22 protein-coding genes are annotated in these 21,650 nt (G+C 61.0%); 5 read left to right on the plus strand and 17 right to left on the minus strand.

The features are described from left to right. Positions 1 to 639: ABC transporter ATP-binding protein (locus tag ACYP01_RS11180; RefSeq protein ID WP_459679954.1), on the minus strand; the 639-nt coding region annotated here is incomplete at its 3' end. Here ACYP01_RS11180 and ACYP01_RS11185 point away from each other — a divergent pair. Beyond that, positions 614 to 1,369 carry a helix-turn-helix transcriptional regulator gene (locus ACYP01_RS11185; RefSeq protein WP_459679956.1) on the plus strand — a complete coding sequence of 252 codons (756 nt, stop codon included), beginning with the start codon at positions 614 to 616 and terminating at the stop codon, positions 1,367 to 1,369. The two genes, ACYP01_RS11180 and ACYP01_RS11185, sit on opposite strands and share 26 nt — an antisense overlap. 9 nt (positions 1,370 to 1,378) lie before the next feature. Here the strand turns inward: ACYP01_RS11185 and zapE are convergent, their stop codons facing one another. Then, on the minus strand, positions 1,379 to 2,326 hold the full coding sequence (gene zapE, locus ACYP01_RS11190; RefSeq protein WP_459679959.1) for a cell division protein ZapE: 948 nt from the start codon (positions 2,324 to 2,326) through the stop codon (positions 1,379 to 1,381). Positions 2,327 to 2,437: 111 nt separating this feature from the next. Between zapE and ACYP01_RS11195 the strand changes: the two genes are divergently transcribed. After that, a complete protein-coding gene (locus tag ACYP01_RS11195; RefSeq protein WP_063315041.1) occupies positions 2,438 to 3,004 on the plus strand; it encodes a TetR/AcrR family transcriptional regulator in 567 nt (188 codons plus the stop codon). Between the two features lie 10 nt (positions 3,005 to 3,014). On the opposite strand, the gene ACYP01_RS11200 is transcribed toward ACYP01_RS11195, so the two are convergent. Beyond that, a complete protein-coding gene (locus tag ACYP01_RS11200; RefSeq protein ID WP_047269627.1) occupies positions 3,015 to 4,175 on the minus strand; it encodes a lipase family protein in 1,161 nt (386 codons plus the stop codon). A gap of 209 nt (positions 4,176 to 4,384) precedes the next feature. Between ACYP01_RS11200 and ACYP01_RS11205 the strand changes: the two genes are divergently transcribed. Then, complete coding sequence (locus ACYP01_RS11205) at positions 4,385 to 5,179, plus strand: putative protein N(5)-glutamine methyltransferase (protein WP_047269628.1); 795 nt, start codon at positions 4,385 to 4,387, stop codon at positions 5,177 to 5,179. Here ACYP01_RS11205 and ACYP01_RS11210 read toward each other — a convergent pair. Genes ACYP01_RS11210 through ACYP01_RS11220 form a run of 3 tightly spaced genes read right to left on the minus strand, consistent with a single transcriptional unit; the run spans position 5,170 to position 7,583 of the window. Further along, positions 5,170 to 5,799: a TetR/AcrR family transcriptional regulator gene (locus ACYP01_RS11210; protein ID WP_459679963.1), complete on the minus strand. Its 630-nt coding sequence runs from the start codon at positions 5,797 to 5,799 to the stop codon at positions 5,170 to 5,172. The two genes, ACYP01_RS11205 and ACYP01_RS11210, sit on opposite strands and share 10 nt — an antisense overlap. 30 nt (positions 5,800 to 5,829) lie before the next feature. Further along, positions 5,830 to 6,630: an ABC transporter permease gene (locus ACYP01_RS11215; RefSeq protein WP_003945537.1), complete on the minus strand. Its 801-nt coding sequence runs from the start codon at positions 6,628 to 6,630 to the stop codon at positions 5,830 to 5,832. After that, a complete protein-coding gene (locus ACYP01_RS11220) occupies positions 6,627 to 7,583 on the minus strand; it encodes a daunorubicin resistance protein DrrA family ABC transporter ATP-binding protein (RefSeq protein ID WP_003945489.1) in 957 nt (318 codons plus the stop codon). The genes ACYP01_RS11215 and ACYP01_RS11220 overlap by 4 nt, the downstream gene beginning before the upstream one ends. Before the next feature lie 327 nt (positions 7,584 to 7,910). Between ACYP01_RS11220 and ACYP01_RS11225 the strand changes: the two genes are divergently transcribed. After that, the gene (locus ACYP01_RS11225) at positions 7,911 to 9,404 is read left to right on the plus strand and encodes a glycoside hydrolase family 71 protein (RefSeq protein WP_459679966.1); all 1,494 of its coding nucleotides are present in this window, start codon (positions 7,911 to 7,913) and stop codon (positions 9,402 to 9,404) included. Positions 9,405 to 9,437: 33 nt separating this feature from the next. Here the strand turns inward: ACYP01_RS11225 and ACYP01_RS11230 are convergent, their stop codons facing one another. The 6 genes from ACYP01_RS11230 to ACYP01_RS11255 all read right to left on the minus strand — a co-directional run bounded on the left by ACYP01_RS11230 (position 9,438) and on the right by ACYP01_RS11255 (position 15,311). Next, positions 9,438 to 10,898 (minus strand): MFS transporter, encoded by a 1,461-nt coding sequence (locus ACYP01_RS11230; RefSeq protein ID WP_459679968.1) that lies wholly within the window; start codon positions 10,896 to 10,898, stop codon positions 9,438 to 9,440. Then, entirely contained in the window at positions 10,895 to 11,743 is an 849-nt protein-coding gene (locus tag ACYP01_RS11235; RefSeq protein WP_003945658.1) for a mycofactocin-coupled SDR family oxidoreductase, read from the minus strand. The genes ACYP01_RS11230 and ACYP01_RS11235 overlap by 4 nt, the downstream gene beginning before the upstream one ends. A 103-nt stretch (positions 11,744 to 11,846) precedes the next feature. Next, positions 11,847 to 13,040, minus strand: a complete 1,194-nt coding sequence (gene acmB / locus ACYP01_RS11240) for a methyl acetate hydrolase AcmB (protein WP_459679970.1) — start codon at positions 13,038 to 13,040, stop codon at positions 11,847 to 11,849. 126 nt (positions 13,041 to 13,166) lie between these two features. After that, on the minus strand, positions 13,167 to 13,577 hold the full coding sequence (locus tag ACYP01_RS11245) for a VOC family protein (protein ID WP_047269632.1): 411 nt from the start codon (positions 13,575 to 13,577) through the stop codon (positions 13,167 to 13,169). Between the two features lie 134 nt (positions 13,578 to 13,711). Beyond that, a complete protein-coding gene (locus tag ACYP01_RS11250) occupies positions 13,712 to 14,713 on the minus strand; it encodes an AraC family transcriptional regulator (protein ID WP_007734026.1) in 1,002 nt (333 codons plus the stop codon). A 31-nt stretch (positions 14,714 to 14,744) separates the two neighbouring features. Next, complete coding sequence (locus ACYP01_RS11255) at positions 14,745 to 15,311, minus strand: GNAT family N-acetyltransferase (protein ID WP_058227269.1); 567 nt, start codon at positions 15,309 to 15,311, stop codon at positions 14,745 to 14,747. 85 nt (positions 15,312 to 15,396) lie between these two features. Here ACYP01_RS11255 and ACYP01_RS11260 point away from each other — a divergent pair, with 85 nt between their 5' ends. Beyond that, on the plus strand, positions 15,397 to 16,701 hold the full coding sequence (locus ACYP01_RS11260) for an HNH endonuclease signature motif containing protein (protein WP_459679973.1): 1,305 nt from the start codon (positions 15,397 to 15,399) through the stop codon (positions 16,699 to 16,701). A gap of 111 nt (positions 16,702 to 16,812) precedes the next feature. Here ACYP01_RS11260 and ACYP01_RS11265 read toward each other — a convergent pair whose 3' ends face one another. The 5 genes from ACYP01_RS11265 to ACYP01_RS11285 are packed head-to-tail and all read right to left on the minus strand — an operon-like array spanning position 16,813 to position 21,598. Beyond that, positions 16,813 to 17,982: a lipid-transfer protein gene (locus ACYP01_RS11265; protein WP_459679975.1), complete on the minus strand. Its 1,170-nt coding sequence runs from the start codon at positions 17,980 to 17,982 to the stop codon at positions 16,813 to 16,815. Continuing rightward, positions 17,979 to 18,419, minus strand: coding sequence for a MaoC family dehydratase (locus ACYP01_RS11270; protein ID WP_042920527.1), 441 nt, complete (start codon positions 18,417 to 18,419; stop codon positions 17,979 to 17,981). Before ACYP01_RS11270 ends, ACYP01_RS11265 begins: the two co-directional genes overlap by 4 nt. Positions 18,420 to 18,421: 2 nt before the next feature. Beyond that, positions 18,422 to 19,411, minus strand: coding sequence for a bifunctional MaoC family dehydratase N-terminal/OB-fold nucleic acid binding domain-containing protein (locus tag ACYP01_RS11275; RefSeq protein ID WP_083954645.1), 990 nt, complete (start codon positions 19,409 to 19,411; stop codon positions 18,422 to 18,424). Between the two features lie 10 nt (positions 19,412 to 19,421). Next, on the minus strand, positions 19,422 to 20,573 hold the full coding sequence (locus ACYP01_RS11280) for an acyl-CoA dehydrogenase family protein (protein WP_459679978.1): 1,152 nt from the start codon (positions 20,571 to 20,573) through the stop codon (positions 19,422 to 19,424). Further along, complete coding sequence (locus ACYP01_RS11285) at positions 20,558 to 21,598, minus strand: acyl-CoA dehydrogenase family protein (RefSeq protein WP_003945711.1); 1,041 nt, start codon at positions 21,596 to 21,598, stop codon at positions 20,558 to 20,560. Before ACYP01_RS11285 ends, ACYP01_RS11280 begins: the two co-directional genes overlap by 16 nt. Positions 21,599 to 21,650 lie beyond the last annotated feature (52 nt).

Consider the following 21,650-nt stretch of genomic DNA (forward strand, 5'->3'; position numbering starts at 1 on the left):
GGTCACCAACGCTCGCGCAATCGCCACACGTTGCGACTGACCACCCGACATCTGACCCGGGCGACGGTCCTGCAGACCGTCCAGTCCCAATGGCGCGAAGAAGCCGTGCGCCGTCCGCTTGGCTTCGGCGATGGACAACCCGTTGAGCACCAAGGGCAAAGCGACGTTCTCGATCGCCGGAAGCTCCGGTAACAGTTGGCCCGATTGAAAAACGAATCCGTACGACTCGCGTCGGAGGCGGCTGCGGTCGTTCTCACCGAGGTTCTCGATATGCCTGCCGCTCAGCAGGATTGCTCCCGAGTCGGGCTTGACGATTCCTGACATGCAATGCAGCAGAGTCGACTTGCCCGACCCTGAAGGACCCATGATGGCCGTAGCAGTACCGGCGCGCACTTCCAGCGATACACCTCGGAGCACTGGAACGTCGCCGTACGACTTGCCCAGCGCGTGGACCGACAGGACTGCGGGTGCTTGTGCGTTGTTCATGATTCCACCTTCTCGTGAACCCCTCGCCAGCACATCGGCCCAGCGCACGATCTTCGAACCGAGTGCGGTCCTACCGGAGGATGACCGGACCCCGAGCTCTGTCAGGGTCGTCACTATGATTTCCGACATGACCTGGTCCGGCGCCGTCCACATGGAGCCCGGAATTCTCATGTTCACCGGCGCAGTGGGATCCGCGCACATGCATTCGCATGCCGCCGTTCAGATCATGATCGTCGACGACGGGGACGTCACGGTCACGGACGGGGACGGGGACGGCCACAGTGAAGTCGTGCGGTCCGTGGTCATTCCATCCGGGGCGGTCCACGCGTTGTCCGCCTCCGAGGGTGCGCGGGGACGAGCGATCTACGTGGACTCCACCACGGGGATGGGCCGGCGCATCAGGCCGCCTGTATCCGAGCACGGTGGTGTGGCCGACTGGTCGGACCGTGGGCAGACCGCAGTAGCGATGACGGACCGTGGCGCTGATTCGGATCTGGAATACGCAGCGAGGCTGATCGATTCACTGTCCGAAAGCAAGCAGCCGTCGAGCGTACGCGCTCTTCACCCTGCACTCGAGCATGCTCTGACGATACTGCCCGAGCGACTTTCGGGGCCGATAACGGTGACGGACACCGCCGCGCTGGTCTCCATCTCGCCCGGCCGATTGGGAAGAATCTTCAACGATCAACTGCAGATGAGTTTTTCGACCTACATTCGTTGGTTGCGGCTACGACGCGCCATGGAAGTGATGAGCGGTGGCGCAAGCCTGACAACCAGTGCCCACGAGGCCGGCTTCACCGACAGCGCCCATCTCAACCGGATCTGCCACAGCATGTTCGGACTCACGCCCAGCGCCGCGACCGGCGATCTCACCTGGAGTTGACGCTGCTCCTCAACTGATGCTGCCCACCGCCGACCTCGCCAGTAGCGACAGACGACTGTAGAGGCGCGCCAACCCCGGCACGTCCCGGAGGCTGCCTGCCACTTCTTCGACGTAAGCGTCGGCGTAGATCGTCAGCCGCGCATCGACGTCATAGAGAACATCGACGACATTCGCGAAACGGCGAAGGGCAAATTCCGACGCCTCGGCGAGCACCGGCACTCCGAAGATCACCCAGTCGTCGAAGCGGGCGGCGAGCGCGAGGTAATCGGCAGCCGAGGTCGAACCAGTGCACAGCACCTCGAAGTCGAACCAGACGACACCGTCTCGAATCGCCGAGCACTCCAATGTGCGTGTGCCTATCGTCAATTCGACACTTTCGCCCGAAGGCCGCGTAATTCCCGAGCCGACGAGGAATTCCCCTGTCGCAAATCGGTAGTCCCCGGCACCTGGCTGTCCCGCCGTCCGATAGTCGACGGAGCCACCCAACTCGATCACCTCGAGAGTCCGTTCGATCAACTCGATCGACGGAACGAACTGCTCGTGAAAAAGCGGATTGGGAAGAAGATCGGTCGGCGGAACATTGGACGTGACGACAACAGTCACGCCTTTCGCGACGATTGTGTCGAGAACCCTTGCCATGAACATGGCGTCGGCGACGTCGTCGATGTGGAACTCGTCGAAACAGAGCACACGGATTCCATCGACGACGTGATCCAGTGCCACGCCCATCGAGCCGAGTTCATGCGCCCGAGAGTGCAGATCTGCAAAGAGCCGATGAAAGTGAATGCGCCGCTTGCTGACCGGGAGCCTGTCGTAGAACTCGTCCATGAGCATCGTCTTCCCGCGGCCGACGCTACCCCAGAGATAGATCCCACCCCCGACCTCACCGCCCGAGATCCGGGCCTGCAGTGCGTCGAGGGCTTCGCGTGCCGCCAACTGCTCTTTGTCCAGTAGCATAAGACTCCTCTACGTCTGTAGAGTCGAGGCTAGTGATCGAAGGCAAATCGAGTCAATGTGACCCTCACGACGCACCATCTGCAGCATGCAACATCGACAACAAGGAACGATATGAAGCCTGATCGCAGAGCCCTCATCGCGGCATCCGCCGTCACGATCATCGCCGAGCAGGGCCCGCGTGCACTCACCCATCGGGCGGTTGATCAGTCCCTGGAACTTCCTGCCGGTTCGACGTCGTACTATTTCCGCACTCGCGAGGCACTACTCGAAGCAACCGCATTGCACATCGTGCACCGGTCACGTTCGATATTCGACGAACTCCGCGAGAGGCCCAGCGATCCTGCTGCCCTGACGGCCGAGTATCTCGATGATCTTCTCTCGCACCGCAGACACGAATTGATCGCGAGATATGCACTGCTCTTGGAAACTCCCCGAGATTCGGCATTGCACCAACTCCTCGAAGACAGCCTGTTTTCACGGGAGAAGGCAAGGCCTGTCTTCGACATCGTTGGCGTTGACGATCCTGACGTCGCCGCCGCAAATTTTCTGAGCCTTCTGGAGGGCTTGATCTTCGACTACTGCCTCGGAGCGCGTAGCCGAGATCCCCGCTCCTCCGAAACCGTTCGGCAACTTCGGATCCCGATCGACATCTATCTGCGCGGAGTTGGTTCCGCCTGAAAGATGTTGGTCAGCAGAGGCTTCCGGTGCATGGCCGTTGACCAGAGAACAGTGCCGCGACAAACGGGGTACTGTCTGGAACCGAAGCCGGAACGGTTCCCAGATGATCAGTGGGATAGGTATGGAATGCAAAGTCGACACCGTTGGCAGTAAGGTCGGCCGCGAACTTCAGTGTCAGCGGTGCCGGAACATCGATGTCCGACAACCCCTGACCGATGAAGAACGGGCGGTCGTATCCTGCGGTCGGCACAGTGAGCAGGTCACGCGCAGCCTCCATGAATACTGGATTGTCCAGCGACTTCGTCAGCACCTGCCCGAGTGTGACGGTTCCGTACTTCGTGCGCGCCTCGGTGTAGCACATGTTGTTCTCGACGTCGTCGAGGATGGTCTTGCCGAGCGGGGTCAGATACGAGTCGATGTCGATATCCGGCCGCGAAGCACGCAGTCCGTCAAGAACGTTCGCGATGTAGACCGTCGTACCCTTGAGCGGAAGCGCCGGGAAAGCCGGACCACCGAGCGGTAGAAGATTCTCGATGTTCGAGGGGACACCAGTGGCGACAGCGCCGCGGTAGTCCAACTCCGGCGCGTAAGCAGTGGCAAGCGAAGCGGTGAACATAGTCGCCTGCCCGCCCTGCGACTGCCCCATCGCAACCCATGCGCTCGACAGGTCGTCGTCGACCGCACGAGCGGCACGCACCATGTCCACAACGCTGTGTGCAGCGGAACGACCGTCGAGATACGGGTGAACACCGGGTGTTCCGAGCCCCACGTAGTCGGTGGTCACGACCGCGTATCCCTGCTCCAGCCAGTGACCCAGATGCGTCGCGGTCCGTTCGAGTGGAACACTGCTGCTCGGCGCACACTGATCCGCGACACCCACCGTCCCGTGCGCGTAGGAGATGACCGGCCAACCACCCTCGGGCGGAGCTCCCTCTGGGCGATACACCACACCGGTACTCGTCATCGGCGCATCCTTCGGGCCCGTCGACCAGTACGTCACCTTCGTTGCGCTCACGGCACCCGGGATCACCCGGTCGGGACCGAGCAACTCCTGACTCACGACAGCACCCGGAGCATCGTTCGGTTCCGCTCCGGCCGGCGCCGCAACTGTCAACGCCACCAACGCACTCGCACTCAGTCCGACGAGCGTCCTACACAGTCGCTTACTCACGTACTTCTCCTACCGATTGCGGTGACGGTGCATATGTGGTGATCGGCCCCACATCAGCTGATCGAGTTCAGACCATAGAACAGCCTTACCATTTGGTCAACCTAAATTTCCGCTCCGCATCGACCGTCGTGACACGCCTGCTCGGGTAGGGTGGCGGTGTTCGATACGTGCAGGTCCCCCGCGAGATCAGGAGGCCGAAAGGCTCTCTCATGTCAGCACCTGATCTCCCGACCTTCCCTGCTTCGCAGCAGAAGTCGGTGGCCGCGATCCTCCGAGCAGCAGGTTGCGTCTTCGCCGAAGACGAGGCTCGCCTACTTCTTCACACCGCACGCTCTCGCGATGAACTCGACGCGATGGTCGACCGACGAGTTGCCGGCGAACCACTCGAGCCCGTCCTCGGATGGGCCGAGTTCTGCGGCTTGCGCATTCACATCGACTCCGGAGTCTTCGTCCCACGCCGGCGCACCGAGTTCCTCGCCCGGCAGGCCTGCTCACTTGTCACCCCAGGAAGCGTCGTCGTCGACATGTGTTGCGGCTCAGGAGCTGTCGGTGTTGTCCTGCAGTCGACGCTCGACGCCGTCGATTTGTACGCGGTAGACGTGGAACCGGCCGCAGTGCGGTGCGCTCGCCGAAACATCACACCGCCCGAGCGTGTACTCGAAGGCGATTTATTCGAACCACTGCCGACGAAATTACTCGGTCGCGTGGATGTCGTCGTCGCCAATGCACCTTACGTCCCCACCGAATCGATCAGGCTGATGCCGCCCGAAGCCCGTCTTCACGAACCGCTGGTCTCGTTGGACGGCGGTACCGACGGACTGGACCTGCAGCGTCGCATCATCGCGGACGCCGCGCCGTGGCTACGACCGGGTGGCTGCCTTCTCGTCGAGACGAGTACGGAGCAGGTCGAAATGACTGTTGAAACATTCACTCGGGGAGGGTTTCTCACTCGGGTGGCAACCTACAGCGAGACCGCGTCGACCGTGGTGATCGGTCAGCGTTGAAGGCGATCGGATCTTGGCGTGGACCACTCCCGAGCGCGGGCGGCAAAGCCGTCGACAAAAAGCCCGAACGCGCGATCGACGCGGGCCCGGTCCCCGGTGGCCAGAAGATCCATCGACAGACCCCGCATTTGCGAGAGCAATAGAGTAGCGACAGAGGCAACATCGTCCTCGGGGCAACCCGCTTGTCGTAGACCGGCTTCCAGCGCCTCGATCCAATCGCCTACAAAACGGTCCAGGAACCGTCCGTAGCGTTCGCGGTCGCCGAGCGCGAGGGCGTAAATCTCGACCATCACTCGGAACCGCGGCAGGACCTCCGGCGTCGTACGTTCGGTCCACCACGCGGTCAGCACTGCCGCCGGATCGACCCCCGGTTTCATCGGAACCGCAATCGGAATGGACTCACCACGCATGTTCTCGATGACCTCGGAGAGCAGATTCTCCTTGCTATCGAAATGGTTGAGTAGCGACGCATGCGACACACCCACGGCCTTGGCGAGCTGCCTCACCGTCAACTCCCCGACACCGTTGTCGATGACGTAGCGGGTCAGCGCGTCGAGCAACTCCTCACGTCGCCCGGCGTATCTCAGGCTGCGTTTGTCGATGCGTTCGGGCTCCGGCACACATCCACCCTACCGGCCGGAATCACCAGGTCAGCGGCTGACTGCCTTCTGATACCGACGAATAGCGAACGGCACGAAGACGATCAGCAAACCGAAAGTCCACAACAACGACGCGATGACCGGATTCTGCAGTGGCCACGCATCCGGAACCGTCATCGCAGGATTGGTATTGCCGAACAATTCACGCACCGCCTGAGTAACCGCCGACACCGGATTCCATTCGGCGATCACTTTGAGCGGGCCGGGAAGATTGGTGGTCTCGACAAAAGTGTTCGCGATGAACGACAGCGGAAAGATGACGATGAAGCTCGCGTTGTTGAATACCTCAGGCGTCCGGATCCAAAGCCCGACAACAGCCATGACCCACGACAACGCGTACGCGAAGAACAGAAGCAGCGCATAACCCGCCACCGCTTCGAGGAAACTGGAGTGAATCCGCCACCCGACCAGAAGACCGGTCAACGACATGACCACCAAACTGATGACGTTGATCAACACGTCACTCGATGTTCGGCCTGTCAGCACGGCAGACGGAGCCATGGGCAGCGATCGAAATCTGTCGATGATTCCTTTCTGAATGTCTTCGACCATCCCCAAACCAGTCCAGGTGGCACCGAATATGACCGTCTGCGTGAAGATTCCGGCGATCAGGAATTCTCGATACGACGTGCCCGGGACGGAGATCGCACTGCCGAACACATACGCGAACAAGAGCACGAACATGATCGGCGACAAAGTGGTGAACACCAGCAGATCCGGAACGCGCTTGATCTTGATCAAGTTTCGCCTGGCGATGGTCAAACCGTCTTCGAGCGCCATCTGCACGGTCATTTCTGATCCTCCAGTTCAGCCTGGTGCCCGGTCAGTGTGAGGAAGACATCGTCGAGAGTGGGTCTGCGCAAGCCGACGTCGAATACGCGGATGCCTCGTGCCGACAGAAGATTCAGCGCCGCGACCAACGCGTCGGTGCCGTCGTCGACAGGAACGGTGACGCGACGGACATTCTCTTGAACCTGAATGTCCCCCACGGCAAGCGAGCGCAATTCCTCGCGGACGATGTCGAGATGTTCGACCTCGTGCACGCTCAATTCGATGCGCTCACCCCCGACCCGCGCCTTCAACTGGTCTGCAGTACCGCGCGCGATGACCGAGCCGCGGTCGATGACGGCGATCTGGTCGGCCAACCTCTCGGCTTCCTCCATGTATTGCGTCGTGAGCAACAGCGTGGTCCCCTGAGCCACCAACCCTTCGATGACGTCCCAGAGACCGAGTCGCGCCCGAGGATCGAGGCCGGTGGTCGGCTCGTCGAGAAACAACACCTGTGGCCGAGCAACCAATGCGCCGGCGAGATCGAGACGTCGCCGCATTCCACCGGAATAGCCCTTGACCGGCCGATCTCCAGCCTCGACGAGATCGAACTGCTCGAGCAATTCACGCGCTCGGGCCTTACTGCTTCGGGCGCCGAGGTGATACAGCCGCCCGACCATGTCCAGATTCTCGTAGCCCGTCAGGTACTCGTCGACCGCGGCGTACTGACCCGAAGCACCGATCTTGGATCGCAACGCCCGCGCATCCTCGACCACGTCCAGCCCGGCAACCTTGGCGCGTCCACCGTCAGGAATGAGCAGCGTCGTGAATATCCTTACCGCAGTGGTTTTTCCGGCGCCGTTGGGGCCCAACAGAGCCATCACCGAACCCTCGCGCACTTCCAGGTCGATGCCGTCCAATGCCGTGACGTCGCCGTACTTCTTGACCAGCCCCTCGGCCACAATCGCTTCGGTCATGAGCCCTCCCGCATCGGTAATCCGTCGGTAGTCCGTTCCCCAGTGTGACCCAGGTGGCCGACACATTCCAGGATTTCACGCAGCAGTCCTGCAAACGGGCCCCCGACAGGACCCAACCGTCGTGACTACTCACGATTCGGCTCGCTCGCGTATTCAAGTGGACGAGAGTGCCTCGGATTTCAATTCATGTTAGCGTCGCAAAGTTCGTGCCTCAGAATGCACTCCAAACAAATTTCTCTACAGCCGAAGAATCTGACCTGGAGGATAACTCCCATGCGTTTCATCCCTATGCGACGGTACGCAATCCTACCGAAAACAATCCGTCTCATGTGCCTCTCGACGGCAATCGCACTATCGCTCACATTTGCCTATTCCTATCAGGGGCAAGGGCACACAGAATCACCTACGTTTGCTCCCACTGCTCTTTCTGCCAATCCGGAATCTGCTGCTCTCCCCTTCGACATTCCGGACCGGGCAACGCTGAACGGACGGAAGGTATTCGGACATTATTTTCCGCCGTACCCGGTATCTATCGACAACGCGACCCCGAACAGCGACTACTACACAACTCAGTACATGACAGTGCACGGAGAGAACAATGCACACGTCAATTCAGCTGGATTCATACGCGATCGGCCTGCTCCACGACCGCCGATCGCAGATCCCCAGTGGCGTCAGAGAGATCTCGAAACTGAAGTTCGTCAGGCAGTCGCTGCTGGGCTCGACGGGTTCTCCGTCGACATCATGGCCAAGGCAACGGACACCAGTTGGTGGGGTTCAATCATTCCCGGCGCGCTCATGCAAGCCGCCGCAACAGTGGATCCAAATTTCAAAGTAATGCTTATGCCCGATATGAGCGCTTCTTTCAATAGCATGACCCCTGCAGAACTTGCGGCAGAAATGGCGCCATATGCGACAAAACCGTCGGTATTCAAACTTGGAGACGGGCGACTTGTCATTTCCCCATTTCTTGCCGAGGCTAAAAGTCCAACGTGGTGGTCGCAGTTCATCACCCTGATGAGTCAGTCATATGGGATAAATGTCGCATTAGTTCCGGTATTTTTAGACGCAGCGGCAAACCGCAATGCGTTTGCCTCCATCAGCTATGGCATGTCGAGTTGGGGAAACCGGAATCCGGCGGGAAACCCAGTGGTAAACAGCCCAAATACTCCGCTTGATTTGGCTGCCGCGGCTCATGCGTTGGGAAAGATCTGGATGCAATCGGTCTCCTTCCAAGACGTCAGACCGAACCAGGCCATCTACGACGAAGCGGAAAACACGCAGAATCTTCGCAATACCTGGCAGATCGCGCTCGATTCAGGCAGCGAATGGGTCCAACTGACAACCTGGAACGATTACAGCGAGGGGACTTCCTTTGCTCCCAGCGCGGGGCACGGACGCTCCCTGCTGGACATCAACGCCTATGGTCTGTACTGGTTCCGGTCAGGGGTAATGCCGACGATCGTCCGCGATACTGCTTATCTGAGTTATCGAACGCAGAAAGTTTCCGCAGTTCCGGCCAACCCTTCGACACCCCCGATGTCACTGCGCCAATGGTCATCCCCCGCTCGCGATACCGTCGAGGTTCTCACCTTTCTGACCGCTCCCGCAGTCGTCAAAGTGACTGTTGGAACCACGACAACCACCTGCAATGCCCCGGCCGGGATGAGCAGCTGCATCGCCCCGTTGAAAGTAGGTTCCATCAAGGCCTCTGTCGTTCGCGGCACTACCGAGGTGTCTCGGGTGAGTTCGCACGCTGCGGTAACGGCAACCCCGTACAACCAGAATCTCGAGTACCTGGTTGATTCCAGTCGAAGATAACGGTGACGACGAAGATCGGGTGAGTCCGTCGACTCACCCGATCTTCGTTGCGCCATCGGTTTCAGCGGCAATTGGTAACTCGGGCAGCGATACCGCCCCCGTCCGCTCCACCCTCACTGCCAACGTCACCGCGGCCGCCAGTGCCGATACGCCCGCTCCGATCCAGTACAAAACCGCGAACGAATGCAGTGTCGGCACAGTGCTCGCACCGATCACCACCGTCGAACCGGCCAATACCGCAGCCGCAACAGCGCTTCCGGTGGAGGTACCGACCGAGCGGAGCAAGCTGTTGAATCCGTTGGCCGACGCAGTCTGATGGATCGGTGCAGATTCGGTGATCAGCGTCGGCATGGCTGCCAGAGAAAATGCAACACCGGCGGACACCACGGCAGCGCCGATCACGATATTGACCAGCGTCGGCGTCAACAGCACACGCAAGACGTATCCGATTGCGATGACGATCGCTCCTGAGGCCAACGTGGTCTTCGCTCCCCATCGCCTCGTCACCTTCGACGACACCGGCGCCAATCCGATCATCAGAACTCCGCCCGGCATCATCGCCAATCCGGCTTCGGCGGCTGAGAGTCCGAGACCGTCCGCCGACGCGACGGGCAACTGAAGTTCCTGAGTTGCCGCCAACGCGCTGATGAACATGGCAAACCCGAGCAAGACTGCGCAGACGTTCGAGACCAAAATCGGAGTACGAAGGGAAGTCCGCAGGTCGACCAGCGGTGCCGGCGTGTGCAGTTCCCACGGAATCCATCCACAGAGCAAGACCACGCCGGACGCGATCAGAACCAGAACCTCGGGGCTTGCCCAGCCCCATTCGGTTCCTTTCGAAACGGCCAGCAGCAGTGCAGTCATAGCGAGTGTGAGGACCGTGGCCCCCAGAAAGTCGAAGCGTCCGCGACTCTTCACATCCGATTCCGGCACCACCAGAGGCAAGACGACTATCAGTACGACCCCGAATCCACCAGTGACCCAGAAAAGCGCGGGTAGTCCCCAGTGCGCCGAGATCACCCCAGCCATCGGCATACCGAACATGCCACCGATCCCCAACGTCGCACTCATGAGAGCTACTGCACCACTCAGCTTTTCCGGAGGAAGGACATCGCGCATGATGCTGATTCCGACGGGCAGAAGTGCCGTCGCGAACCCCTGCAACGAGCGCCCGAGGATCAGTAACCAGAAACTCTGGCTGAGCGCAGCAACCATGCAGCCGACGATCATCACGGCAAGACAGACGAGCATCATCGCGCGCTTGCCGAACATGTCGGCGAGTCTGCCGATGAGAGGGGTCGCGACGGCACCGGTCAGCAACGTCGAGGTCACCAGCCAGGAAGCGGTGGAGGACGATACTCCCGATGCCGTCGCGAACGCAGGCAGGACCGGCACCACCAAGGTCTGTTGCAGCGCGACCACCACGCCGCTCAGACTCAGGACGCCGACGACCCACCCGGTCCGCGCTTTCGCGCGAACAGTCTTGTCCGTCAAGCGTTCGAGCGAGCGGCTACTCCGGCGTCGACAGGAACCACGATGCCACTCATGTGGGCACTCGCGTCGGCGGCGAGGAACAGGACTACTCGCGTGATCTCGAAGGGATCCAGCCAACCGACCGGCTGCGCATGCAGAGTCGCGTACACGGGTTCGACGTCGTCTGCCGTCGGCGATTCGAGGTCAGGCCGCATCATTGCGTACATCATGTCGTTGTGAATCATCGGCGTCGAGATGTTCCCCGGTGCAATAGCATTCACGGTCACACCCGAGTTGGCCAGTTCGAGCGACACACTCTTCGTCAAACCGATGACGCCCCATTTGGAGGCGCCGTACGCCGCCATCTGGGTGCCACCGGATCGACCCATCATCGAGGAAATCGTGATGATGCGACCGTAACCACGTTCCGCCATTCCACCTGACACGGCCGCAACGGTGTTGAACACACCGGTCAGGTTCGACGAGATGACTTCGTTCCACTGCGCCGACGTCATCGACGTGATCGGAGCGGGCACGGACACACCGGCATTCGCGACGGCGATGTCGACACGGCCGAACTCGGCTTCAGCGCGGGCAACGAGCGCGTCCATTGCGTCGCGATCAGCAGTGTCTGCCTTGACGGCAATGCACCGACGACCGGTGGCTTCCACCAAACGAACGGTTTCCTTCAGATCCTCCTCGTTTGCGAGGGGGTAGGCGACGACATCACTGTTCTCGCACCGGTCGCAGATCACGATGTCCGCGCCACGCTCCGCGAATGCGACAGCGTGGGCGCGCCCCTGACCGCGTGCGGCGCCGGTGATCAGTGCAACTTTTCCTTCGAAGCTGCCTTCGAGGCTGTTCATGCCGTCTCCTAGTTCGTCGTATGCAAGCGTGCGCTGTACTGCATGCGTACTCCGAACCCGCCCGAAAGAAACAGTCGATCCCGGACAGCGGGAATCCAGCCGATCACTGGTAAACGGCGGTCTCGAATTCCAGGTATCCGTTGATGGATCCAGCGTCCGCGAACGGCAGAATCTGCGTTGCCCAGAACCCGCCGACGCCGGTCTGCCGGTCGATCCAGTAATAGAGGTTGGCAAGACCCGCCCAAGCCAGCGATCCGGCCGGCCTACCGGTGGGTGCCACCTCTTCATTTGTCATGAAGGAGTATGCCCATCCCTTGGGTACACCGGGGAAGAATTCCGCATCGTTGGACAGTGTCGGGAGAACTCCGGGCAACAACCCCACGTGCTGGCCTTCGAGCCCGTTCTGAACGGCTGCAGCTACCGTCTCCGGCGACAACACGCGACCGGATGTGCCCGCGCCGTCGTTGAGCCACATACGAATGAACTTCATGTAGTCGCCGACAGTGCCGTGCAAACCGTGACCACCCATGTGCACCTCGGGTTCGGCCGGAAGCTCGAATCCGATGAGCGGAGTGAGGCTTCCGTCGCTCTCACGCTGATGGATCGGCGCAAGTCGATCCTTCATCGACGGGCTCATCGTGAATGCCGTATCGGCCATCTCGAGAGGTTCGAAGATGCGCTCACGCATGACATCGCCGAGTCGATGACCTCGAATCGACTCGACGACCTGTCCTGCCCAGTCGATGTTGGTGCCGTACTCCCACTTCTCACCCGGGTCGAAGAGCAGCGGTGTCGTGAGCGCCGCTTTGCTACACGTCATCACGCTGGGCTGCCCATGTTCCTGCGAGAGCCGGTTGTACGACTCGTTGAAGAAGTCGTAGCCGAACCCTGCAGTGTGAAGGAGCAGCATGCGAGTGGTGATGTCACGCTTGGGTTCCCGAAGAACGGGGTTTCCGCCGGCGTCGAAACCGTCCAGGACCTTCAGCTCACCGATGTCGGGAACATAGGTCGCTGCAGGTGCATCGAGATCGAGCAACCCCTCCTCCACACATTGCAGGACAGCGGTACCGGTAATCGCCTTGGTGGTGGAGAAGAGCGCAAAGGTTGTATCGAGGGTCATCGGTTCGCCGTGACCGAGAGCCCGCTCACCGGCTGCACCCTCGTAGATGTTGCCTTCTCGATCCGTGATCATCGCGACGACACCCGGGACTCGGTCAGCCCGCTGAGTTGCTCGCGCCAGCACGTCGTCGAGGTGCTGCTTCGAAAGGGGCTTCCGCGCAATATCTTCGATCGTCACTGCATTTCTCCATCCGACTTGCAACTTGTCTTGTCGAACAGAATGTAACGGCGATCACATACCCGGTTCTGCCTCGAAACGGCAGGAAAACTGTCTCGTTTCGGCAGAACCGGGCAGAGCTTGGAGTCAGCTCTGGGGCGCTCCGATATTCACCAGCCAGGAAATGCCGAATTTGTCTGTACAGGCGCCGAATTCGTCGCCCCACATCTGCTTCTCGAGCGGAACGCTGACCGTACCTGTTCCCGACAACTGCTCCCAGTACCCGCGCAGCACGTCGCCGTCGTCGCCGCTGAGGCTGACCGTGATGTTGTCGCCGGGGTTGTACGGCATGCCGGGCGGAGTGTCGGCACCCATCAGGGTGTATCCCTGATCGGTTTCGAGCATTCCGTGCATGATCTTGTCGCCGCCTTCACCGGGATTGCCGAACTCACCGAACGTGCTCAGCGCCAGCGTGCCACCAAAGATTTCTTTGTAGAACTCCAACGCCTCACGGGCATTGCCGTTGAAGCTGATGTACGGATTGAGTCGAGTTGCCATGACGTACTCCTAGCTCGTGGGATTGCTGTCACGTTCGATTTCAATCCTTGCAGAACGCTCCGACACGAAACAACGGATCACGGCAGTTCATCGAGTGCGTAAAACGATCGTCATGACCGTTCAAACAACTGTCCTCAGAGTCGATTCCGGGTCTCGGAAGGCAACTCTCCGAACCGTTTCCGGTATGTGGCCGCAAACATACCCAGATTGACGTAGCCCCAGGCGTTGGCGATTTCGGAGACGGTTCTCCCGTCGGAACGCAACAGTTCGCCGCGTACACCCTCCAACCGACGCGCGCGCAATCGTTGCCCCGGCGTGGTGTCTCGGTACCGTCGAAATCCCGCAGTGAGCGCCCGGACACTGACACCCACCGCAGCCGCGATCTCCGATGCCGTCGGCACCGAGCGAGCAAACGTATCGATGTACTCCTCTGCCGATCGCACGTAGGCAGGTTCGGCGGAGGCGACGTCGACGCCGAGTTGCAGCCCGGCCTGCGTCGCCCACTCGTCGAGAAGCTGAGCCGCGATGAGTTCTTGAACCCTGGCACCCAGCCTTTCGCTCGACATCGCCTCAGGCGACTCTGCAATTGCGCGAACGACGTAGTCCATCAATGCCAGCCAACTCGAGCCCCGCCCGCCGATGGTGCACTTGTGCCGCCACAGACGGTCGTCGGGAACCGACCCGAACCATTGCATGGCGTGATCGGCGACAAGCTGATGCGGCACAGTGAGATTCAGCTGCAGATGATCTTCGTCGAATTCGACGAAGTAGTCGGTCCGGCTACAGTCGGCGACAAAGGTCTCCCCCACGGCAGTATTCACCGCAGTTCCTCCGCCGAGGGCATGTCGACCGTTGCCTCTGATAGTCGTCAGAACCAGAATGTTTCCGGCCTCAGGCGAACATTCACCGACGGAGACCGGAATCCCGTAACAGAATCTGGTGACGTCGATCTTGCCGACTGCCGCGGAGTACATGTCCGAAGCCGGCTTCAACCGACTTCCGATCGGCGTGACCGTATACGGCATGTAGATGTTGTCGGACCACTCCTTGATGCGGTCCCAGTCCCGAGAAAAGGCCTGGTGATGCTGCATAGTGGGCCGGCCGGCCGCGTCGATGAGCAAGGCATCCTCGAACATGGTTCGAGTATCGCACCAGGGCCCGGGAAGGTCACGCGAAGTGAGATGACGTGATCTCTGGCTGTACGGCGGCGGGTCGTGTTGCAGCAAAAAGCAGCGAATCCACCGCGGTCCCCCGGATCACCATGTGTGCCCTCATTCGCCCCTCCTCCTCCATTCCGATTTTGGTGAGCACCGACGCCGACGCCGAGTTCTCGGGACGACACGTTGCTTGCACTCGCTGCGCTCCGAAGCGAGCAAAGGCGAATTCCAGAACCGCGCGCCCCGCCTCCGACGCATAGCCTCGCCCTTGGAACTTCGGGTTCACGACAAAACCGAGTTCCGCCCGCCGGTGCGCGGCGGATACTTCCCACACAGCTACCGAACCGATGACCGCTCCATCGGCCTTCGACGTGATGGCCAGGGTGAACGTGCGACGTTCGACGAGCGCAGCTTCGAGTGCCGCGTCCGCCAGGAATGCCCTGGTCACCGCGGGGGTGTTCGGCCCCCAATCAACATATCTACAGACGGCAGGGTCGGACGCGTACTGATGGACGGCACCTTCATCCGCGGCAGTGAAATCTCGAAGAACAAGGCGTTCCGTAGTCAACGTGAACATCCAGCGATCCTAGAGCGAGTCCAAAAGCACCTCTTGACTCGAACGCATGTTCGAGTATGATTTGGGGAGGGGATCGGGGGATTCAATGAGTGTCTTGTTGTCGGATGTGGTGTCGGGTTCTGCGGTGGGGTTACGTGGACGTCTGTGGCAGTTGTCGGCTGCTGAGTTACGTGCGGCTGCGGTGTCGGCGAGTGCGGAGATTCTGCGTCTCGAGGCTGTGCGGGTGGCCGTGGTCGACGAACTCTCGATGCGCCCGGATGATCAGGTGATCGCCAGCCGCGGGGTCGGTTCGTGGTTGGCGGCCAACACGATGCTGCAGGTTCGGGACGGGAAGAAGATCGCCGCGTTGGGTGCGGCTTTGCGGCCGTTTCCGGCGGTGGCTGCTCGGTTCGATTGCGGGGATTGCTCGTTCGAGCATGCCGTGTTGATCGTGGCGTTCTGTGAATCACCACCGAAAGGCATGCCGGAGGAGGCGCTACCGAAGTGCATCGACCTACTGTTGGCTGCTGCGTCGGGGGTGGAAGCGACGACGACGAAAGTGCGGAACGTGATCGCGACGTTGGAGAGGTTGTTCGAATCGGATGAGATTCCACCCGCCGAAGACGTCGACCGGAACGAGTTGCGGATCGCGTCGACATTGAATGGCCGGGTGGTGGTGCGTGGGGATTTCGACGCCCTCACCGGTGAAATGTTGTTGTCGGCGTTGTCGAATCTGACGATGCCGACCCCGGCACCGGACGGAACCCCCGATGCCCGGTCGGCAGCGAAGCGGACCGCGGACGGGTTCACCGAACTGATCCGCCGCTATCTCGATTGCGCCAAGACGGGCACGGACGGTGGTCAGCGTCCGCACGTGAACGTGCACATCAACGCTCGGGATCTGGCCGAGCACCGTGACTGCGCCGCAACACCCTCCGCTGCTGATGGTGAAGAGTCTCTGTCGGATCTCGATGTCGGGCACATGCCCTGGCTCGGACCACTGTCCGTGTCGCAGACCAGACTCCTCGGGTGTGACTGCTTCCTGTCCACGGTGCTGCTCGACGGTCACGGCGTGCCGTTGGATGCGAAACCAGGAAAGACGTTGGTCAACGCCGAACAACGGACTGCGTTGATTGCCCGCGACAGAGGCTGCGCCTTCCCGGGCTGCACATGCGTGCCCGCGTGGACGGATGCGCACCATATTCGGCACTGGGCGAACGGTGGCCCGACGGTGATGAACAACCTGGTCCTGCTGTGCCGTTCACATCACCGACTGATGCACCGAAAAGCCGGGTTCGTCGGCAAATGGGGAATCCGAATAGGCGCCGACAACAAACCCTGGTTCATCCCGCCGCCCTCGATCGACCCCGGGCAGCAACCCAGGCCGGCGAACACCACCTTCAAAACGTGATGGTTCGAACCTCCTCGGCGACAACAGAACACGGCCCGAGCACCGCATCGAAGGAGACCTCGATGCGGTGCCAACCGGCCGTGACGCTTGATGAAGCTGTGCCCACGATAATCAGCGAGTCAGCACAAGCCCCGATGTCGGAACGCCCGTTCCCGCAGTCACCAGTACATTCTCGACGGAGTCGACCTGGTTGACCGAAGTACCGCGGATCTGCCGAACACCCTCGGCGATACCGTTCATCCCGTGAATGTATGCCTCGCCGAGCTGTCCACCATGGGTGTTGATCGGAAGCTTGCCGCCGAGTTCGATTGCGCCACCGGCGATGAAGTCCTTTGCCTCTCCCCTGCCACAGAAACCGAGTTCCTCGAGCTGCATCAGAACATAGGGCGTGAAGTGGTCGTAGAAGATCGCCGTCTGCATGTCCGACGGGCGCAGCCCACTTTGTGACCAGAGCTGATCGCCGACAAGGCCCATCTCCGGTAAGCCGGTCAAACCGTCGCGGTAATAGCTGGTCATGATGTATTGATCTGCCCCGCTGCCCTGTGCGGCCGCTGCGATAACGGCTGGGGTGTTCTTCAGATCTTTGGCTCGTTCTGCCGAGGTGACGACGATCGCGATGCCGCCGTCGGACTCCTGGCAGCAATCGAGAAGATGCAAAGGTTCGGCGATGAATCGCGAATTCTGATGGTCCTCGAGGGTAATCGGTTTTCCGTAGAAGAACGCCTTCGGATTGGTGGCTGCATGCTTACGGTCCGCGACGGCGATTCGACCGAAGTCCTCGCTGGACGCTCCGTATACGTGCATGTATCGCTGCGCGACCATCGCGACAAAGGATGCGGGAGTACCCAATCCGTGAGGATAGGAAAAAGCGTTATCCGTGCCCGACGAATTGACCTGCGCCACAAGGCCGGAGTTCACCTGCCCGAAACGGGCACCCGATCGCTCGTTGAACGCGCGGTAAGCGACGACGACGTCTGCGACGCCGGTGGCAACAGCCATGGCGGCCTGCTGAATCGTCGCCGCAGCGGCACCACCACCGTAGTGAATGCGGCTGAAGAACTTGAGGTTCGGAATCCCCACCGAACGAGCTACTGCCACTTCGGTGTTGGTGTCCATGGTGAACGAGGTAAGACCGTCGACGTCGGCGGGTGCCAGACCGGCGTCGTCCAACGCGGCTTGAACAGCCTCGGCGGCCAGTCGCAGTTCACTGCGACCGGAGTCCTTCGAGAAATCCGTGGCTCCGATTCCGACGATCGCTGCCTTGCCGGACAATGCGCTCATTCAATGTCTCCGTTTTCAGTGTCTCCATTCGAGCCCGACGCCGGAAATGCCAGTGTGACCTGTGCGGTGATGTGATCTCCCAGGCTGTTCTTGCCGACCACCGCGAGCGACACGAGATCCTCGTCGTAGGAGGTCACCGTTCCGGAGAGCGTCAAGGTGTCGTAGGCGTACCAGGGGACTCCGAGGCGGAGTTTGATCGACGTGAGTACAGCCCGCGGTCCGGCCCAATCGGTCACGAATCGCTGCACCAAGCCGGTGTCGGTGAGGATGTTGACGAAAATGTCTTTCGAGCCGCGTTTCTGTGCGAGATCGCGGTCGTGGTGAACATCTTGAAAATCGCGGGTAGCGAGCGCCGCCGAGACCACAAACGTCGGGTCGCCGTAAATCGAGAGCTGCGGAAGAACCTCTCCCACAGTGATATCCGTCGTCGAAGTCATCGTCACTCCTTCCCCGCAGAAACCGCAGAAGCCCCAACCGGCTGCCAGGCGTACAAAGTCCAGGGAGTTCCCCCGGTCTCGTCGTCTCCGGGGAAGTCGAGGTAGATCGCCTCCACCTCCATTCCGATCGACACACTCGACGGATCGACGCCGCGCAATTCGCCGAGCATCCGCACACCCTCGGGCAGTTCGACCAGGGCAACGACGAACGGCAACGACCGACCAGGAACCTTGGGGGCGTGGTGAACGACAAAGCTGAAGACCGTTCCCCGACCTGACGCCACCACGTAGTCGGTCTGCTCCGACTTGTCTTTCCAGATCGCGGGCACCGGCGGGTGCTGTACCGAACCGTCCGCACGCAGTTGAATACGCAACTCGTGTGCGGCGACACCGTCCCAGAAGAACTGCGTGTCGAGGGATGCTGTCGGACGCAGCATTCGAGATGCGTCCAGGTCCGCAGGCACGTCAGTGGAGGAACTCTCGCTGACTGGCGGCGCGAACTTCAAGATCCGGAACATCATCTCCGAGACCAGTTCTTCGCCGACCCGCCAGAAGCTGCGAGTAGTGAAGAACCATCCTTCACCAAGACCTGTTTTCTTGGGTCCCACTACGTCTTCCAACACCGAGGAGATGGTGACTTCTTCACCTGGCTTCAAGTAGCGGTGGTAGATCTGATCGCAGTTGGTCGCGACGACGGACGTGAATCCGGCCTCGTCGAGGATGTCCGTCATCCGGCCCAACGGATCGTCGGCTTCTCGAATTGCCCCCAGACCGCGCATCGTCCATACCTGCGCCATCGCCGGCGGCGCGACTATTCCGTCGTGTCCGGCGGCGCGGGCAGCCGATTCATCGACGTAGATCGGGTTCTCGTCACCGATCGCCTCGACCCAGTTGCGGATCATCGGCAGGTTCACGGGGTCCCGGCCGGCGCGAGGAGCGCTTGGCCCGTCCTCTCGAACCCGCTCGGCAGCAGTGAGAATGGGATCTGACACGATTTGTTTCCTATCTCGGAACGCGAGGAAGCTTCAGGCCGGCGGTCGCAATCAATTCGCGCATCACCTCGTTGACTCCACCGCCGAAGGTGATCACCAGGTTGCGCTTGATCTGCATGTCGAGCCACTCCATGAGATCAGCAGTTTCGGGATCGATCGGATTTCCGTACCGCCCGACGATCTCTTCCGCCAGTCGACCGACCCGCTGGATACGCTCGGTCGCAAACACTTTGGTTGCCGAAGCGTCGGCAATATCCACCGAATCCGAATCACTCGACGCCACTTGCCAGTTGAGCAGTTCGTTGAGGCGGTACGTCGCATGAATTTCGCCGAGCGCGCGTCGTACGTCAACGTGATCAAGCAGGTTTTCACGCTTGGCCCAATCGAAGACGTGGTCGTAAATCCCTGCGACACGACCTGCCGGACCGAGCATGACGCGTTCGTGGTTGAGCTGCGTCGTGATCAAGCGCCAGCCCTGATTCTCCTCACCCACAAGCATGTTCGCCGGAATGCGAACGTCCTCGTAGTAGGTGGCGTTGACGTGATGCGCACCGTCGCAGGTGATGATCGGGGTCCAGGTGTAGCCGGGATCTTTGGTGTCCATGATCAGGATGGAGATGCCGCGGTGCCTTGAATCGGCAGACCCTGTCCGCACGGCGAGCCACACGTAATCGGCGTCATGCCCGCCGGTGGTGAAAATCTTCTGGCCGTTGACGACGTACTCGTCACCATTTCGTGCCGCCGAAGTGCGCAGTGCTGCAAGGTCGGTGCCGGCTTCCGGTTCGGTGTAGCCGATCGCGAAGTGCACTTCACCGGCGAGGATCGCGGGCAGGAATTTCTGCTTCTGCTCCTCGCTGCCGTACTTCTGCAGGGTCGGACCGACGGTCTGCAAAGTCACCGAAGGCAGTGGGACATCCGCCCGCACAGCCTCGTTGACAAAAATCTGCTGCTCGACTTCACCGAACCCACGTCCGCCGAACTCCACCGGCCAGCCGACGCCGAGCCAGCCGTCCTTGCCCATACGACGGATGACCTCGCGATAGGTAGGGCCATGCCGCTCCACGCGCATGATCTTGGCCTCTTCGGGCGAGATCAGCGTCGAGAAGTAGCGTCGAAGTTCAGCTTGCAATGCGCGCTGACTGTCGGTCAGATCGATGAACACCGGGCCCCCACGAGGTCGAGTCGCTGCGAAGCACCGCCGAGCAGGCGTGCCAGGTCTTTTGCAGTCGAGTAGTAACGATGAAGTGGATACGTGACGTCGACGCCCAGACCACCGTGCAGGTGGTGAAGCACCTGCATCGTGGCAGGCACTTCTTGGGCGATCCAGTACGCCATGACGTCGAGGTCCGACTGGGCGTCCAGGCCCTCCGACACGCGCCAGGACGCCGACAACGCCGCGACGTGAAGGGTCCGGGAGGTGACGTACGCGTCGGCTATCTGTTGTGAGACTGCCTGGAACGTGGCGAGCGGCTTACCGAATTGCTCACGCGAGCCGACATGTGCCGCAGTGAGATCGACGGCACCGGACACCAAACCGTCTGCAACGGCTCCGATGCTTGCCGTGGCGATCCGGTACAGCGTCTGGACGGCTTCCTCGCCGGCACCGAGAAGTTCACCGACTGCCTCGTCCATCGTGACTGCGAACTCCGGACTGCCGGAAGCACTAGGAGTCGGCGTCAATGCGACGCCGGCGGCGGTCGGATCGACGAGAACGACTCCGGCGTCGGTGGGCACAAGAATTCTGTGTGCGCTCGCCGCGAAAGGCACGGCAAGCACCGTCCCGCTGACGCGATACCAGTCGCCCGACTGCTGCGCGGTGGTCGACGGCTGCGCCGGGAACTGCTGACCCGGCTCACCGAGCGCCGCGGTGAACACCCGTCCGGCGCCGACTCCGGTGAGCAATTCGTCCTGTTGAGCGTCGGTCCCCAGAGCGACTATGGGGAGTACACCGAAGCCGAGGGTTGCGAGAGCCGGAATTGGAGCAGCGGCCCGGCCGACCTCGACGAGGAGGGAACCGACGTCGGCGACGGAGAGTCCCTCGCCGCCCAGACGCTCGGGCAGGGCCAACGTGAGCAGGTCGGCATCGGCGAATGCCGCCCAGAGCGCGTCCGGCTCCAGTTCGCGGGCAAGGAGCGCGGTAGCCACCTCGGCTACCGCTTCCTGGGTTTCATCGGGAGTGAAGTCCACGCTGGCAATCCTGTCTCTGATGTAGAACGTGTTCTAGTTGTATCACCAACGT

This window comes from Rhodococcus sp. no. 34 (assembly GCF_054589475.1).